The sequence below is a fragment of the Streptomyces sp. NPDC110618 genome, assembly GCF_055657065.1.
In genome coordinates this window covers 400,881-419,602 of record NZ_JBVKBN010000003.1, presented here as the reverse complement: position 1 = coordinate 419,602, position 18,722 = coordinate 400,881, and the positions used below count along the sequence as shown (strand labels likewise).

Below are 18,722 nucleotides of genomic sequence, written 5' to 3'. Positions count from 1 at the left end.
CGATCCCCGGCCCAGGCCGGGAACGACCCGCTGGGGAGGGCGCGCTGCTGTGTGCGGTTCCGAAGAAGTCCTGGCCTACTGGCAGCGGATGCTGACACCGCTTCCGCTGGAGACATCACTTCCCGTCGACCGACCTCACCCGACCGAACCGGACCGCACGCGCGAGGTCCGTACCCTGTCCGGCCTCCCCGAGGCCACGGACGCCGAACTGCTCACCGCCTTCGTGGCGTTGCTGCACCGCTACGGTCAGGCCACCGATGTCACCGTGGGCCACGACGGACTGCCCCTGCGGGTCCGCGTCGACCACGAACCCTCCTTCCAGGGGCTGTTGCGGCAGGTGGAGCAGACCTGGGCGGACGCCGAGATCCACCGGCTGCCCATCGACATGCTGGTCGAGGAACTGCACCCCCGGCCCACCCGCGGCGGCGGGCTCTTCTTCAACACGGTCCTCGCCACCCCCACCCGCCCCGCCGGTGAACTGCCGGGCCCTGTCGACCTGTTGCTGGAGGTGTGCGCGGGCGAGGCACGGGCCACGTACGACCCCGGGATCCTCGACGCCACGACCGTCGACCGCCTCCTCGGCCACTACCGCACCCTGCTCGCGGACGCGCTCGCCCGCCCCCGAACAGCCCTGGACAGGCTGCGACTGATGGCGGAGGGCGAGTACACCCAGGTCGTCCACGACTGGAACGCCACCGAGCACTCCGTGCCCCTCGCGACCTGGCCCGCGATGTTCGCCGAACAGGTCCGCACCCGCCCCGACTCCGTCGCCCTGGTCTTCGAGGACGAGCGGCTCACCTACGCAGAGCTGGACGAGCGCGCCAACGGCCTCGCCCACGCCCTCATCGCGCGCGGCGCCGGCCCCGAGCGGATCGTCGCCCTGGCCCTGCCCCGCTCGATCGACCTGATCGTCACCGAGGTCGCCGTCCTGAAGTCCGGCTCCGCCTACCTGCCGATCGACCACGACTACCCGGCCGACCGCATCGCCTACATGCTCGGCGACGCCGCCCCCGTCTGCATGGTCACGACGGAGGAGACCGCACGCGACCTGCCCGAGCAGGAAGGCATGACCGTCCTGGCGCTCGACGCGCCCGACACGGCCGCGGAGCTGGCCGCGTGTCCGGCCCACGACCCGGACGCCCCGATCACCGTCGACAACGCCGCCTACGTCATCTACACCTCCGGCTCCACGGGCAGGCCCAAGGGCGTCGTCCTCGCCCACAGCGGCGTCGCCAAGCTCGTCGCCACCCAGAGCGAACGCTTCGGCATCGGCCCGCACAGCCGGGTCCTCCAGTTCGCCTCACCCAGCTTCGACGTCGCCTTCTGGGACCTGTGCCTCGGCCTGCTCTCCGGTGGACGGCTCGTCGTCGTACCCGCCGAACTGCGCGTCCCGGCCGCCCCACTCGCCGACTACGCCCACGCGCACGGCATCACCTTCATGATCCTGCCGCCCGCCCTGCTCGCGGCCATGCCGGACGACGTCCAACTGCCGCCCACCGCGACCCTCTTGGCGGGCACCGAACGGGTTTCCCCGGAACTCGTCGGCCGCTACGCCCGCGGCCGGATGATGTTCAACGCCTACGGCCCCACCGAGGCCACCACCAACTCCACGCTCGGCCTGTGCGACCCGGACATCCCCGCCGGTTCCATCGTCCCCATCGGCGTACCCGACCCCGGCACCCGCGCCTACGTCCTCGACGCCTACCTGCGCCCCGTCCCCGCCGGACTCACCGGCGAGCTCTACCTCGGCGGCTCCGGACTCGCCCGCGGCTACCTCGGCCGCCCCGACCTGACCGCCGAACGGTTCGTCGCCGACCCCTTCGGCGCCCCCGGCGAACGCCTCTACCGCACCGGCGACCTGGTCCGATGGCGAGCCGACGGACGCCTGGAGTTCCTGGGCCGCGCCGACGCCCAGATCAAGATCCGCGGCTTCCGCATCGAGCCCGGCGAGATCGAGTCCGTGCTGCGCGGCCACCCGGCCGTCGACCAGGTCACCGTCGTCGCCCGCGAGGACCGCCCCGGCGACCGCCGCCTCGTCGGCTATGTCGTGCCCTCCCTCGACGGCTCCGCGAGCCACGTCGAGGAGTGGAAGGAGGTCCACGAACTCCTCTACAGCGCCGCCGGATCGGAAGGCGCCCAGGAGAACTTCGCGGGCTGGAACAGCATGTACGACGGGCTGCCGATCCCCGTCGAGGAGATGCGGGAGTGGCGGGAGAACACCGTACGGCGCATCCGCGAACTCGGGCCCGCCCGGCGCGTACTGGAGATCGGCGTCGGCAGCGGACTGATCCTCTCCCGTATCGCCCCCGACTGCGAGGAGTACTGGGGCACCGACCTCTCCGCCGAGGCCGTCGCCGCCCTGCGCGCCCAAGTGGACCTCCCCGGCGTCCATCTGCGCGCCCAGCCCGCCCACGACACCACCGGGCTGCCCGACGGCCACTTCGACACCGTCGTCATCAACTCCGTCGCCCAGTACTTCCCCAGCGCCGACTACCTCACCGAAGTCCTGCGCGCCGCCTCCCGGCTGCTCGCCCCCGGCGGGCGGATCTTCGTCGGCGACGTACGCAATCTGCGGCTGCTGCGCACCCTGCGCGCGGCCGTGGAGACGCGGCGGGCCACCACCGACGACAAGAGCGCCCTGCGCGCCGCCGTCGAGCAGTCGGTCCGCTGGGAGGGCGAACTCCTGCTGGACCCCGACTACTTCGCCGCCCTCGACGGGTTCGACGCCGAGATCCGCATCAAGCGGGGCACGCATCACAACGAACTGAGCCGCTACCGGTACGACGTCGTCCTGCGCCCCGGCCCCCGCGCGGTCGTCCCCGACGAGCGCGAGGTCCCCTGGGCGGGCGCGGACCACCTGGAGGCCCTGCTCGACGCGCGCCCCGCCCGCCTGCGCGTCACCGGCATCCCCAACGCCCGCCTCGCCGACGACCTCGCCGACCTGCGCGCCCTGGAGGGCAGCAGCCGCGAGGCCGCCCCCGGCGCCGACCCCGAGGACCTGCACGCCCTGGCCGAGCGCCACGGCTACCGCGCCGCGCTCACCTGGAACGGCACCGCCGACGACGGCGCCCTCGACGCGGTCCTCGCCCTCACCGACCCGACCCCCGGCCTCTACCGCGGCACCGACGCCCACCCGCACGCCAACCGCCCCGCGCCCTTCCGCGACGTGCACGCCCTGATGCGCACCCTGCGCGCCCACGCCGCCGAGTGGCTGCCCGACTACATGGTCCCCTCGGCCCTGGTGCCCCTGCACGCGCTGCCGGTCACCCCGAGCGGCAAGATCGACGCCCGCGCCCTGCCCGCCCCCGACTACGGCGCGATGAGCTCCGGACGCGCGCCCGGGACACCGCGCGAGAAACTGCTGTGCTCCCTCTTCGCCCAGGTGCTCGGACTGGACGCGGTCACCGCGGAGGACGACTTCCTCGCCCTCGGCGGTGACAGCATCACCGCGATCCAACTCCTCATCCGGGCCCGCGAGTCGGGACTGAGGCTGACCACTCGCGACGTCTTCCGGCACCGCACCGCCGAGTCCCTGGCCCGAGCCGCGGTGGAGCGCGTCGAGGAACACGCCGAGCAGGCGCCCCTGCTGGAGGTCGACCCCGGCGAACTCGCCGAGATCCAGGGCGGCAACCCCCTCGACATCGAGGAACTGCTCCCGCTCACCCCGCTCCAACAGGGCTTCTTCTTCCACTCCCTGACCAGCGGTAACGGCGGTGACGTCTACGTCGTCCAGCAGGTCCTCGACCTCACGGGTCCCGTCGAGGGCAGCGCCCTGCGCCGCGCCGCCCAGCGGCTGCTGGACCGGCACGCGCCGCTGCGCGCCGCCTTCCGCCAGCGCCCCGACGGCACCCCCGTGCAGATCATCACCCGGCACGCCGAACTGCCCTGGCGCGAGGTCGACCTGTCCGCGCAGGACGGCGGGATCCGCGAGACGCTCGGCGAAGCCGTCGCCGCCGACGAGCGCGCGGCCGGCTTCGACCTGTCCGCGCCGCCTCTGCTGCGCTGCGCCCTGGTTCGGCTCGGGGAGCACCGCAGCCGACTCGTCCTCACCTTCCATCACGCGGTAGCCGACGGCTGGTCCCTGCCCGTCCTGCACCGCGAACTGATGGCCTGCTACGGCACCGACGACCCCGCGCTCCCCGAGGTCGCCCCGTACCGCGACTTCCTGCGCCGCCTGGCCGCACAGGACCGCGAAGCCGCCCGCGAGGCCTGGCGCACCGCGCTCGCCGGACTCGACGAGCCCACCCGCCTGGTCGACACCCCGGCCACCGGGGAGCCGGTGCGGCCCGCGCACGTCCGCGTGGAGCTGTCGGAACGCACCACCGCACGCCTGTCCGACCGCGCCCGCGAGCACGGCGTCACCCTCGGCACCGTCGTCCAGACCGCCTGGGGCCTCCTGCTCGGCAGGCTCACCGGCCGCCATGACGTGCTCTTCGGCACCACTGTCTCCGGCCGCGACAGCGAGGTCGAGGGCATCGCCTCCCTGGTCGGCCTGTTCATCAACACCCTGCCCACGCGGCTGCGTTGGGCTCCGGGCGAGACCCTCGGCACCCTGCTGACCCGCCTCCAGGAGGAGCAGGCCCGCCTGCTGGACCACCAGCACCTCGGACTCGCCGAGATCCAGCGGCTCGCCGGGCACGCGGGCGCAGGCGAACTCTTCGACACCCTGGTCGTGTTCGAGAACTACCCCTCCGAACCGGACCTGCGGGACCCCTCGGGCACCGTCCGCATCACCGGCGACGCCTTCTACGACGCCGTGCACTATCCGCTCGCCCTGATCGTCAAGCCGGGCGAACGGCTGGACCTGCGACTCAAGCACCACAGCGAGCGGCTGGACGGCGATGCCGTACGCGCGCTCGGCGACCGGCTGGCCCGGCTGCTGGAGGAGTTCGCCGCCGACCCCGGTCAGCGGGTCGCGGCCCTCGACCTGCTCACCCTGGACGAGGCCCTGCGCGCCCACGTGGCCGGCGAGGAGCACGAGGTCCCGGAAACCACACTTGCCGAGGCCATCGCGGCCCGGACCGCTCGCACTCCGGACGCCACGGCCGTCGTCTTCGCGGACGAGCGGCTCACCTACGCCGAACTCGACGCCCGTGCCGAGGCGTTGGCGTCGCGCCTGCGCGCCCGCGGGGCCGGTCCCGGCGGGTTCGTCGCGGTTGCCGTACCCAGGTCCGCCGAGCTGATGGTGGCGCTGCTGGGCGTACTGAAGTCGGGCGCCGCGTACCTCCCGATCGATCCGGACTACCCGGCGGACCGCATCGCCCACATGGTCGCCGACTCCGGGACGAGCACGGTGATCACGCTGACCGGGATCGCGGACCGGCTCCGGCTCGCGCCCGACGCCGTACTCCTCCTCGACGACAAGCACACCGACGAGCCCCCGGCCGCACCGGCACGCCCCGCCCACCCCGACGACCCCGCCTACCTCATCTACACCTCCGGCTCCACCGGCCTGCCCAAGGGCGTGATCGTCACCCACCGCGCCATCGTCAACCGACTCGCCTGGATGCAGTCCGCCTACGGGCTCACCGCCGACGACCGCGTCCTGCAGAAGACCCCGTCCAGCTTCGACGTCTCGGTCTGGGAGTTCTTCTGGCCCCTCCTCGAAGGCGCGGCGGTCGTACTCGCCAAGCCCGACGGCCACCGGGACCCGGCCTACCTGGCCGCCCTGGTGCGCGACGAGGGCGTGACGACCATGCACTTCGTGCCGTCGATGCTGGAGGCGTTCCTCCAGTCCGACGAGGTCACCGCGGACTCTTCCTGGGCGGCCTCCCTGCGCCGCGTGTTCAGCAGTGGCGAGGCCCTGCCCACGGCCGCCGCGCACCGGTGGCGGGACCTGACGAGCGTCCCCCTGCACAACCTGTACGGCCCCACCGAAGCCGCCGTCGACGTCACCCACCACCCCGTCGACGGCACCGACCAGGGCGTCACCGTGCCCATCGGCCGCCCCGTCCGGAACACCGGCCTGCGCGTGCTCGACACCTGCCTGCGCCCCGTGCCCGACGGCGTCCCCGGCGAGCTGTACCTGACCGGCGTCCAGCTCGCCCGCGGCTACCACGCCCGTCCCGCGCTCACCGCCGAACGCTTCACCGCCGACCCCTACGGCCCGCCCGGCACCCGCATGTACCGCACGGGTGACCTCGTCAGGCGCCGCCCCGACGGAGTGATCGAGTACCTGGGCCGCACCGACCGGCAGGTCAAGCTGCGCGGCAACCGCATCGAACTCGGCGAGATCGAGGCCGCCCTGACCCGCCTGCCCGCCGTCGCCCAGGCCGCGGCGACGGTACGGGACAACTCCCTCGTCGCCTATGTCGTACCGACGACCACAGCCGAAACGGACGATCTGCGCGCCGCGCTGGAGGGCACCCTGCCCGCGCCCATGGTCCCGTCCGCCTACGTCGTCCTCGACGCCCTGCCCCTGACCCCCAGCGGCAAGCTGGACCGCAACGCCCTGCCCGCCCCGCAGGCCGTGCGCGCCCCGTCCCGCGCCCCGCGCAACCCTCGCGAGCGACTGCTCACGGAGATCTTCGCCGCCGTGCTGAAGCTGCCCGACGCCGGAGTGGAGGACGACTTCTTCCTGCTCGGCGGCGACAGCATCAGCTCCATCGCCGTGGCGAGCCGCGCCCGCCGGGCGGGCCTCGCCATCGGCCCGCGCGAGGTCTTCGAGCACCGCACCCCGGCCGCGCTCGCCGAGGCCGCCACGGTCCTTGAGGACGCGGGCACCACCCAGGAGGCCTCCGCCTTCACGCTCACCGACGAGGAGCGGGCCCGCGTCGACCGACTCGCCCCCGGACGCGTCGAGGACATCTGGCCGCTGGCCCCGCTCCAGGAGGGCCTGTTCTTCCACTCCACCTACGACGACAGCGCGCTGGACGTCTACACGGTCCACGAGTCCTTCGACTTCGCCGAGCGCGTCGACGCCGACCGGCTGCGCACCGCCACCCGCGCCCTGCTCGACCGCAACCCCTCCCTGCGCGCCGGGTTCACCAGCGAAGGGCTGCGCCAGCCGGTGCAGTTCATCGTCCGGGACGCCGGTATCCCGCTCACCGAAGTGGACCTGTCGGGGCTTTCGGCGGCCCAACAGGACCGGCGCATGGCCGAGTTGCTGGACCAGGAGCGCGCCCGCCGCTTCGACCTGAGCCGCCCGCTGCTCTTCCGGATGCTGCTGATCCGGCTCGGCGAGGAGCGCGGCGACCGGCTGATCGTGGGCCGCCATCTGATCCTGTGGGACGGCTGGTCGGCCTGGCTCTTCCTGGACCAGCTGTTCGCCCTGTACGAGAGCGGCGGCGACCCGGCAGGGCTCGCCCGGCCCGGCTCGTACCGCGACTACCTGACCTGGCTGGAGCGCCAGGACGACTCCGCCGCCCGGCGCGCCTGGCGTGCCGCGCTGGCCGGGTTCGAGGAGCCGACGCTGCTGGCCCCGGCGGTCGACGACCGGGGCCTGGAGCCGGTCATTCCGCGTCAGTTGGACGCCGTGCTGGCCCCGGACACAGCCGGGCGGTTGCGGGAGGCCGCCCGGCGGCACGGACTGACCCTCAACACCGTGTTGAACGCCGCCTGGGGGCTGGTGCTCGCGAGCGCGTGCGGCCGCACGGACGTCGCCTTCGGTACCACGGTCGCCGGCCGCCCCAGCGAGGTGCCGGACGTCGAGAACGTCATCGGTATGTTCCTCAACACCGTGCCCGCCCGGATCGCCTACGACCCGCGCGAACCGGTGCTGGACCTGCTGCGCCGCATCCAGGGCGAGCGCTTGGAGGTCATGCCGTACGAGTACCTGGGGCTCGGTGTGCTCCAGGCCGAGACCGGGCACCGACGGCTGTTCGACACGCTGTTCGTGCTGCGCAACGCCGACACCGACGAGCGGCTCGCCGAGCTGAGGGACCGGCACGGGGCGAGTGCGGTCGCCAACGTGGACGCCACCCACTACCCGGCCAACCTCGTCGTCACCCCCGGCGAGCGCGTCCGCGTCACCCTGGCCTACCGCCCCGACCTGCTCGCGGACGACTTCGCGCAGCGGCTGATCGACCGGTTCGTACTGCTCGTCTCCGCACTCGTGGCCGACCCGTCCGCCCCCGTGGGCACGCTGTCCGCGCTGCTGCCCGACGAGGCCGCCGCGCTGGCCCGCGAGGAGGAGGCGGGCCGGCAGCCCGTACCGCACGAGACGGTCGCCGACATGCTCGCCGCCCAGGCCGCGCGCACCCCCGGGGCCACCGCCCTCGTCTTCGGCGAGCAGAAAGTCACCTACGCCGAACTCGACGCCCGCTGCGACCGGTTGGCCCGACTGCTGGTCTCGCGAGGAGCCGGTCCCGAGAAGGTCGTCGCGCTCGGTCTGCCGCGCTCCATCGACACCGTGGTCGCGCTGTTCGCGGTGCTGCGCACGGGTGCCGCGTACCTGCCGCTGGAGCTGGACCACCCGGCCGAGCGGCTGTCCATGATGCTCGCCGACGCCCGCCCGCTGCTCCTGCTGTCCACACGGGCTGTCTCGGCGACCCTCACCGGCGACACCCCGCGCGTACTCCTGGACGACCCCGAGACCCAGGCCGAACTCTCCGCCCTGCCCGCCGAACCGGTGCACGTGTCCTTCAGCCTGGACCACCCGGCGTACGTGATCTACACCTCCGGCTCCACCGGCCGTCCCAAGGGCGTGGTCACGCCGTACATCGGCCTGACCAACATGCAGCTCAATCATCAGAAGGAGATCTTCGCCCCGGCCATCGCCTCGGCGGGCGGACGCCGGCTGCGCATCGCGCACACCGTGTCCTTCGCCTTCGACATGTCCTGGGAGGAGCTGCTCTGGCTCGTCGAGGGCCACGAAGTCCACATCTGCGACGAGGAGTTGCGCCGGGACGCCACCGCGCTGGTGGCGTACTGCGAGGAACACCGCGTCGACGTGGTCAACGTGACCCCGACCTACGCCCATCTCCTCATCGAGGAAGGCCTGTTGGAGGGCCACCGGCCGCCGCTCGTGCTGCTGGGCGGTGAGGCGGTCACCGAGACCGTGTGGAACACCCTGCGGGACACCGAGGGCACCTACGGCTACAACCTGTACGGGCCGACCGAGTACACCATCAACACCCTCGGCGGCGGCACCCACGACAGCGCCACCCCGACCGTCGGCAAGCCCATCCGCGCCACCCGCGCCCGCATCCTCGACCCCTGGCTGCGGCCCGTCCCGGACGGTGTGGCGGGCGAGCTGTACATCGCCGGCGTGGGTCTGGCACGCGGCTACCTGGACCGGCCCGGCCTGACCGCCGAGCGGTTCGTCGCCGACGCCTACGGCCGCCCCGGCGAGCGCATGTACCGCACCGGCGACCTCGTCCGGCGCCGCCCGGACGGCAATCTGGACTTCCTCGGCCGTACCGACGACCAGGTCAAGATCCGTGGCCACCGCGTCGAACTCGGCGAGATCGAGAGCGCGTTGGCGCAGCACCCCGAGGTCTCCCAGGCCGCCGTCATCGCCCGCGACGACGCCTCCGCGCCCGGCACCCAGCGGCTGGTGGGGTACGTCGTCCCGGCCGAGCCCGACGCCGAGGCCCGCCGGGAGGCCGAGGCGGAGCAGATCGGGGAGTGGCAGGAGATCTACTCCGCCGAGTACACGGAGATCGGCACCGCCGTCTTCACCGAGGACTTCGCGGGCTGGGACAGCTCCTACGACGGCTTGCCCATCCCGCTGGAGCACATGCGGGAGTGGCGCGAGGCCACCGTCGAGCGCATCAAGGAGCTGCGGCCCGCCCGCATCCTGGAGATCGGCGTCGGCTCCGGCCTGCTGCTGTCCAGGCTCGCCCCGGACGCCGAGGAGTACTGGGCGACCGACTTCGCGGCACCCGTGATCCGCAAGCTGGGCGAGGACATCAAGGCGGACCCCGAGCTGGCCCGGAAGGTGCAGCTGCGGTGCCAGGCGGCCGAGGTGACGGACGGACTGCCCGTCGGCCACTTCGACACGATCGTCATCAACTCCGTCATCCAGTACTTCCCGAGCCTGGACCACCTGCGCAAGGTGATCCGGGGCGCGATGGGTCTGCTCGCGCCGGGCGGCGCGCTGTTCCTGGGTGACGTACGGGACCTGCGGCAGGCGCGCGTCTTCCAGACCGGTATCCAGGTCGCGCGCGGCGCCGAGCCGCTGCGGCAGGCCGTGGACCGAGGGCTCGCCCTGGAGAAGGAACTCCTCGTCGACCCCGACTGGTTCACCACCCTCGGTGTTGGCGTCGACCTGCGCACCAAGCGCGGACGGCACCACAACGAACTGACGCGGTACCGGTACGACGTCGTCCTGTACGCCGGCACCGCCGACGCCCTCCGGCTCGACGACGTGCCCGAGACCGAGTGGGGCGCCGACCTCAGCGGACTTCTGAGCGCCGCCGACCCCTTCCGCGTCCGTCGCATCCCCGACGCCCGCACGGCCGCCGACCTCGCCGCGATGCGCGCGATGGACGCCGAGCCCGCCCCCGCAGCGGGCGAGGAGCCCGAGGACGTACGGCAGTTGGGGGAGACCCACGGCTTCCGGGTGCTGACCACCTGGGCGGACGAACCGGGCTCGTTCGACGCCGTCTTCGTCCCCGCCGCGCACACGGGCCGCACCCTCGGCCTGTACCGCCCCCGCGCCGGGCGCGACACCGAGCCGTACGCCAACACCCCGACCGCCACCCGCGGCCAGGGCGCGCTGATCCGCCGTATCCGGGAGGATCTGGGACAGCGGCTGCCGAGTTACATGGTCCCGGCCGCCTTCGTGGTGCTGCCACGCCTGCCGATGAACGACAACGGCAAGCTAGACGTGCGCGCCCTGCCGGACGCCGAGCCCGCCGTCGCCCTGTCCGCCGGACGCGGCCCGCGCACGCCGGTCGAGGAGGTGCTGTGCCGGCTCTTCGCCGAGGTGCTGGGGCTGCCCAGGACCGGCGCGGAGGACAACTTCTTCGACCTGGGCGGACACTCGCTGCTCGCCACCCGCCTGATCAGCCGCGCCCGTACCGAACTCGGCGCCGAACTGGCCATCCGCGACCTGTTCGAGGCCCCGACCCCCGAGCAACTGGCCCTGCGCGCGGACGCCGGACGGCCCGCGCGCCCTGTGCTGGAACCGGCCGCCGAACGGCCCGGCCGGATCCCGCTGTCCGCCGCCCAGCGGCGGCTGTGGCTGACGGAACGCCTCACCGGCAGCGTCGCCTACAACTTCCCGCTGGTGTTCCGGCTGCGGGGCGGGCTGGACCTGGACGCCCTGCGCACCGCCCTGCGCGATGTGACAGACCGTCATGAGGCCCTGCGGACACGCTTCCCGGTGGCGGAGGACGGCGAGCCGTACCAGTGGATCGCCCCGCCCGGGGCGGCCGCACCCGAGTTCACCGTCGAGGACTGCGTGGAGGCCGACCTGCCCGACCGTGTGGCCGCCGCCCAGCGCCGCCCCTTCGACCTGAGCACCGAACTCCCGGTACGGGCCCGGGTGCTGCGCCTCGGCCCCGCCGACCACGTGCTGGCGTTGATGCTGCACCACATCACCACGGACGAATGGTCCGACCGGCCCTTCCACACCGACCTGACCACCGCCTACCTGGCCCGCCGCGAAGGCCGCGCCCCCGACTGGGCGCCGCTGCCGGTCCAGTACGCCGACTACACGCTCTGGCAGGAGACCCTGCTCGGCCAGGTCGGCGCCGCACAACTCGCCCACTGGACCGAGGCCCTGCGCGGCCTGCCCGACGAACTGACCCTGCCCCTGGACCGGCCCCGCCCCGACGCGCCCACCGGACGTGGCGGCAAGGTCCGCCTGGAGGTGGACCCGGACACCGGACGGTCCCTGCGCGACCTCACCCGGACCACCGGCACCAGCATGTTCATGCTGTTCCAGGCGGCCACCGCCGCCCTGCTGCACCGGCTCGGCGCGGGGGACGACATCCCGCTCGGCGCACCCGTCGCGGGCCGCACCGACGAGGCGCTGAACGACCTGGTCGGCTTCTTCGTCAACACACTCGTCCTGCGCACCGACCTGTCGGGTCCTGAACTGACCTTCCGTCAACTGCTGGCGCGGGTCCGGGAATCCGCCCTGGCCGCCTTCGAGCACCAGGACCTGCCCTTCGACGCCGTGGTCGAGGCCGTCAACCCGCCCCGGGTGACCGGCCGCAACCCGCTGTTCCAGGTCATGCTCGGCTACCACTACCGGCCCGACGGCGACCCGGACGTGCTCGGACTGCCCACCGAGTGGTTCGACATGGACACCGGCGCGGCCAAGTTCGACCTCCACTTCACCTTCGTCGACGAGACCGGGGCCGATCGCCTGGTGCTGCTCCTGGAGCACGCCCTCGACCTGTGCGACACCACGACCGCCCGGACCATCGCCCAGCGGCTCCTGCGCCTGCTGGAGCAGGTGGCGGCCGACCCCGACCGGCCCGTGCGCGACCTGCGGCTGCTGGACGACGGCGAGCACGAGACGGTCGTCGAGCGCTGGAACGACACCGCGCACGACGTCCCCGCGACCACGCTGCCGGAACTGTTCCGCGCCCAAGCCGCCCGTACTCCAGACGCCCCTGCCCTCGTCTTCGGGGCGGAACGGCTCACCTACGCCGAACTGGACAGCCGGGTCGAGCACACGGCACGCGTCCTGGCGGGCCGGGGCGTCGGGCCCGAGGACACGGTCGCGGTGGCGCTGCCCCGGTCCGTCGAACTGATCGTGGCCCTCCTCGCGGTGCACCGCGCGGGCGCCGCCTACCTGCCGCTGGACCCCGGCCTGCCGCCCGAGCGCATCGCGTTCACCCTGGACGACGCCCGGCCCGCGTACACCATCCAGGACGGACTCCCCGACGGACCCGAAGGCGAACTCCCCACCGGACACAACCCGCTGAGCCCGGCCTATGTCATCTACACCTCCGGCTCCACCGGCCGCCCGAAGGGAGTGGTCGTCCCGCACGCGGGCATCGTCAACCGGCTGCTGTGGATGCAGCACACCTACCCCCTCACAGCGGCCGACCGGGTGCTGCAGAAGACCCCCGCCGGCTTCGACGTGTCCGTGTGGGAGTTCTTCTGGCCGCTGATCACCGGGGCCGCCCTGGTCGTCGCCCGGCCCGACGGCCACCGTGACCCGGCCTACCTCGCCGCGCTGATCCAGGACGAGCACATCACGACCGCCCACTTCGTCCCCTCGATGCTCCAGGTCTTCCTGGAGGAACCCGCCGCCGCGCACTGCACCGGCCTGCGCCAGGTGATGTGCAGCGGAGAGGCGCTGCCGCCCGCCGTCGCCGAACGCTTCCACCACCTGCTGCCCGCGAGGCTGCACAACCTCTACGGGCCCACGGAGGCCTCCGTCGACGTCACCGCCGTCGAGGTGCCCGCCGGGGCCCGGCAGGTGGCCATCGGCCGCCCGGTGTGGAACACCCGCGTCTACGTCCTGGACGCCGCCCTGCGCCCGGTCCCGCCCGGTGTGGCAGGGGAGCTGTACCTGGCCGGGGTCCAGCTCGCCCGCGGCTACCTGCACCGCCGCGCCCTGACCGCCGAACGGTTCGTCGCCGACCCCTACGGCGCGCCCGGCGCCCGCATGTACCGCACGGGTGACCTGGCCCGCTGGACCGCCGACGGCACCCTCGACTTCCTCGGCCGGACCGACGACCAGGTCAAGATCCGCGGTATGCGGGTCGAACCCGGTGAGGTGGCGTCCGTCCTCGCCCGGCACCCGTCCGTCGGCCACGCCGTCGTCGTCGCCCACGACCAGCGGCTCGTGGCCTACGTCGTGCCCTCCGACGGTCGTGCCGCCGACCCGGCCGAACTGCGCCGCCACAGCGCCGCCGAGTTGCCCGAGCACATGGTCCCGGCCGCGTTCGTGACCCTCGACGCCCTCCCGCTCACGACCAACGGCAAGCTGGACCGCCGCGCCCTGCCCGCCGCGGACTTCACCGCGCAGGCCGGCGGCGCACGGCCCCGCACGCCCCGCGAAGAGGTCCTGTGCGCCCTGTTCGCGGACGTCCTCGGCCTGCCCGCCGTCGGAGTCGACGACGACTTCTTCGCCCTCGGCGGCCACTCCCTGCTCGCCATGCGGCTGACCGCCCGGATCCGCGCCGCCCTCGGCGTCGAACTGCCCCTGCGCGCGGTGTTCGACGCGCCGACCGTGTCCGGGCTGGCCTCGGCACTCGCGGCCGACGGCCCCGCACCGGCGGCCACCCGTCCGGCACTGACGGCAGGCCCCCGCCCCGAGCGGCTGCCCCTGTCCTCGGCCCAGCAGCGCCTGTGGGTGCTGTACCGGGTCGAGGGACCCAGCGCGACGTACAACATCCCCTCGGCCTGGCGGCTGACCGGCACCCTGGACGTCGAGGCGCTGCGAGCCGCCGTGCACGACCTCGCGGTACGGCACGAGACGCTGCGCACGGTCTTCCCCGAGGAGGACGGCCGCGCCTACCAGCACATCCTCACCCCGGACCAGGCGCGCGTCCCCTTCGAGGTGGAGGACACCGACCAGGAGCGGCTCGGCGAGCGGCTGGCGCAGGCCGGGGCGTACGGCTTCGAGCTGGACCGCGAACCCCCGCTGCGCGTCCATCTGTTCCGCACCGGGGAGCAGGAGTGGACCCTCCTCGTCCTGCTGCACCACATCGCCGGTGACGAGTGGTCGGACGCGCCCCTGAACCGGGACCTCGCCCTCGCCTACGCCTGCCGCACGCGGGGGCGGGAGCCCGACTGGGCGCCGCTGCCGGTGCAGTACGCCGACTACACGCTCTGGCAGCAGAAGGTGCTGGAGCAGGTCAGTGAGCGGCAGATCGCCTACTGGCGGCAGGCCCTCGACGGCCTCCCCGAGGAGCTGGCGCTGCCCTTCGACCGGCCCCGCCCGCTGGAGGCCAGCTACCGGGGCGGCTCGGCCGATCTGTCCCTCGACGCCGAACTGGCGGCGCAACTGCACCGGTTGGCACGCGGCCACGGGGTCAGCGTGTTCATGGTGCTCCAGGCCGCCGTGGCGACCCTGCTCACCCGGCTGGGCGCCGGGACCGACATCCCGATCGGCAGCCCGATCTCCGGGCGCGCCGACGCGGCCCTGGAGGACCTGGTCGGCTTCTTCCTCAACACCCTGGTGCTGCGCACCGACACCTCCGGCGACCCCAGCTTCCGCGAACTCCTCGCCCGGGTGCGGGAGGCCGACCTGGCGGCCTTCGACCACCAGGACGTGCCGTTCGAACGGCTGGTGGAAGTGCTCAACCCGGCCCGCTCGCTGGCCCGGCACCCGCTGTTCCAGGTGATGGTGGTCTACCTCGCGGCCGGGGACGAGAGCGCGAGCTTGCCCGGTCTCCACGGGCGCCGGGACGAAGTCGCCCGCACCACGGCCAAGTTCGACCTGTCCTTCGACTTCGTGGAGCGTGCCGACGGGGGCGGAGTCGACGGCGTCCTGGAGTACAGCGCGGACCTGTTCGACCACGCCACCGCCCAGTCCTTCGCCGACCGGCTCCGCCGCGTCCTGCGCGCCGTGGCCGCCGACCCGGACCTGACCGTGGGCCGGGTGGACATCCTCGCCGAGGAGGAGCGGCAGCGGCTCGCGGACGGCTGGCACAGCCGCCCTGTGCTCGCGCCGCCGACCACCGTGCCCGCGCTCTTCGAGGCGCGTGTCCGTGAGTTCCCGGGGCTGCCCGCAGTGGCCTCCGACGGCGTCGAGCTGACCTTCGCCGAACTCGACGCGGAGGCCAACCGCCTGGCCCGGCTCCTCCGCGAACTCGGCGCGGAACCGGAGAAGTCGGTCGCCCTCGCTTTGCCCCGCAACGCGGGCTTCCTGGTGGCCGTGCTCGCCGTGCACAAGGCGGGCGCCGCATACCTGCCGCTCGACCCGGACGCACCGCGGGAGCGCACCGCCGACGTCCTCGCCGACGCCCGCCCCGTGGTCACCCTCACCACGGGCGAGTTCTCGGACACCCTGCCCCCGGACGCCGAGCGGCTGGTCCTGGACGAGCCCGCAACAGCCGCGCGGATCGCCGCCCAGGACCCCTCCGACCTCGACCGCACCAGCCTGCTGACGCCCCGTCACCCGGCCTACGTCATCTACACCTCCGGCTCCACCGGCCGCCCCAAGGGCGTCGTGGTCACGCACGAGACCCTGGGCAACCTCTTCCACAGCCACCGCGAGACGCTGTACCGCCCTGCGATCGAGGCCACCGGACGGCGGCACCTGCGTGCCGGGCACGCCTGGTCGTTCTTCTTCGACGCCTCCTGGCAGCCGCAGCTGTGGCTGCTGGACGGGCACTGCGTGCACATCGTCTCCGAGGAGGTCAGGCGCGACCCCGAACTCCTCGCCGACGCCGTACGCCGGCACCGCTTCGACTTCCTGGAGGTGACGCCGTCCCTGTTCGCCCAGATGGCCGGCAGCGGCCTGCTGGAGGGCGACGACTGCCCCCTCGCCGTCGTCGGCGTAGGCGGCGAGGCCGTACCGGTCGCCCAGTGGCGGCGACTGGCCTCGCTGCGCGCCACCGAGGCGTTCAACCTCTACGGGCCCACCGAGTCCACGGTGGACGCCCTGGTGGCCCGCGTCGGCGACAGCGACCGCCCGCTGGTGGGCCGACCGGTGGCCGGGACCCGCGCGTACGTCCTGGACGAACGGCTGCAGCCGGTGCCGCCGGGTGTCACGGGCGAGCTGTATCTCGCGGGCGGCGGACTCGCCCGCGGCTACCTCGGCGCCCCCGCCCTGACCGCCGAGCGGTTCGTCGCCGATCCCTTCGGCGCGCCCGGCTCCCGTCTCTACCGCACGGGCGACCTGGCCCGCTGGACGTCCGACGGCCGGATCGACTTCCTGGGCCGGGCCGACGACCAGGTCAAGATCCGCGGCTTCCGCATCGAACCCGCCGAGATCGAGTCCGCGCTCACCGCCCATCCCGCCGTCACCCAGGCCTTGGTGACGGTCAGCCAGGAAGGCGCGCGCAAGCTGCTGGTGGCCCATGTCGTCGCCGAGGGCGCCGACCCCGCCGCACTGCGTGCCCATGTCGCCGAACGGCTCCCCGACCACATGGTCCCGGCCGTCGTCGTCCCGCTCGACCGGTTCCCGCAGCTCGCCAACGGCAAGCTGGACCGCTCCGCCCTGCCCGCACCCGACTTCTCCGCCCTGTCCTCCGGACGCGCCCCCGCCACCCCGATGGAGGAGACGCTCTGCGCGATCGTCGCCGAGGTGCTCGGGCTCGAACAGGTCGGCGCGGACGACGACTTCTTCGCCCTGGGCGGCGACAGCATCGTCGCCATGCAACTCGTCAGCCGGGCCCGGGCGGCGGGCGTCCGCATCACCCCGCGCCTGGTCTTCCGGCACCGCACGGCCGCCGCCCTGAGCGCGGTCGCCGAGACCGAGACGGCCGATGAGGTCCGCCGCGAGGACGACGGCACTGGAACCGTGCCGTTCACCCCGGTCATGCACTGGCTGCGCGAACTGGGCGGCCCCGTCTCGACGTACCACCAGGCCGCCCTGGTCCGCACCCCGGCCGACCTGGACCTGCCCGGACTGACGGCCGTGCTCCAGGCCCTGGCCGACCGCCACGACCTGCTCCGGGCGAGGCTCGTACGCACCTCGCCCGAGGACTGGTCCCTGCACGTGCCGCCGGCCGGCGCGGTCGACGCCGTCGACTGGCTGGAGCGGGTGGACGTCACCGGCCTCGACGCCGAGGCCCTTGGCTCGGCGGTGCGCGAACACGCCCACGCCGCGCGGGCATCGCTGGCCCCGGACGCGGGCGTCATGGTGCGGGCGGTGTGGTTCGACGCCGGGGACGCGCCGGGGCGGCTGCTGCTCATGGCGCACCACCTGGTCGTGGACGGCGTGTCCTGGCGCGTGCTGCTGCCCGACCTGGCCGCCGCCTGGGCGGACGTCCGCGGCGGACGCCCGGCCCGGCTCGCCCCGGTGGAGACCTCCTTCGCCCGCTGGGCCCGTACGCTCGCCGAACGGGCTCAGGAACCGGCCGTGGAGGCCCAACTGCCGTTGTGGACCGGCGTGCTGGACGGCGGAACCGAGCCCTTCCCGCTCGCCCGCCCCCTCGACCCGGACCGCGACACAACCGGCACCCAGCGCGAGGTCGTCCTGCGGCTGCCCGCCGAGCGGACGGGACCCTTGCTGTCCGCCGTCCCGGCCGCGTTCGGCGCCCAGGTCAACGACGTCCTGCTCGCCGGACTCGCCCTCGCCGTCGCCGACTGGCGGCGCCGCGACGGCGGCAGCGACACCTCGGTCCTGGTCGACCTGGAGAGCCACGGGCGGGCCGAGGAGATCGCCGGGGACGACACCGATCTGTCCCGTACCGTCGGCTGGTTCACCAGCGTCTACCCCGTGCGTCTCGACGCCGGGACGGCCGACCCCGCCGACGCCTTCGCGGGCGGACCGGCCGCTGAGGACGCCGTGCGCCGGGTGCGCGAGCACCTGTCGTCGCTGCCCGTCAACGGCGTCGGGTACGGCATGCTCCGCCACCTCAACCCGCGCACCCGCGAGGAACTGGCGGCCCGTGAACCCGCCCGGATCGAGTTCAACTACCTGGGCCGCTTCGGCATCCCCGAGGACACGGACTGGTCGTACGCGCCCGAGGAGGACGCGGCCGACATCGGTCCCGAGGCGGCCATGCGGGCGGGCCACGCGCTGAGCATCAACGTGGTCACCGAGGACCGGGCGGACGGGCCGGTGCTGGCCGCCCACTGGTCCTATCTGGAAGGGCTGTTGACGGGCGAGACTGTACGGGACCTCGCCGAGACCTGGTTCCGGGCGCTGGAAGGGCTCGTCGCACGGGCCCAGCGCACTACCTGAGCCGACCGAAGGA

At 73.6% G+C, this 18,722-nt stretch carries 1 protein-coding gene; it reads left to right on the top strand.

The window, feature by feature from the left end:
- The first annotated feature begins 49 nt into the window (after nt 1-49).
- Nucleotides 50-18,709, top strand: coding sequence for an amino acid adenylation domain-containing protein (locus ACZ7L7_RS08375; RefSeq protein WP_472075334.1), 18,660 nt, complete (start codon nt 50-52; stop codon nt 18,707-18,709).
- Nucleotides 18,710-18,722 lie beyond the last annotated feature (13 nt).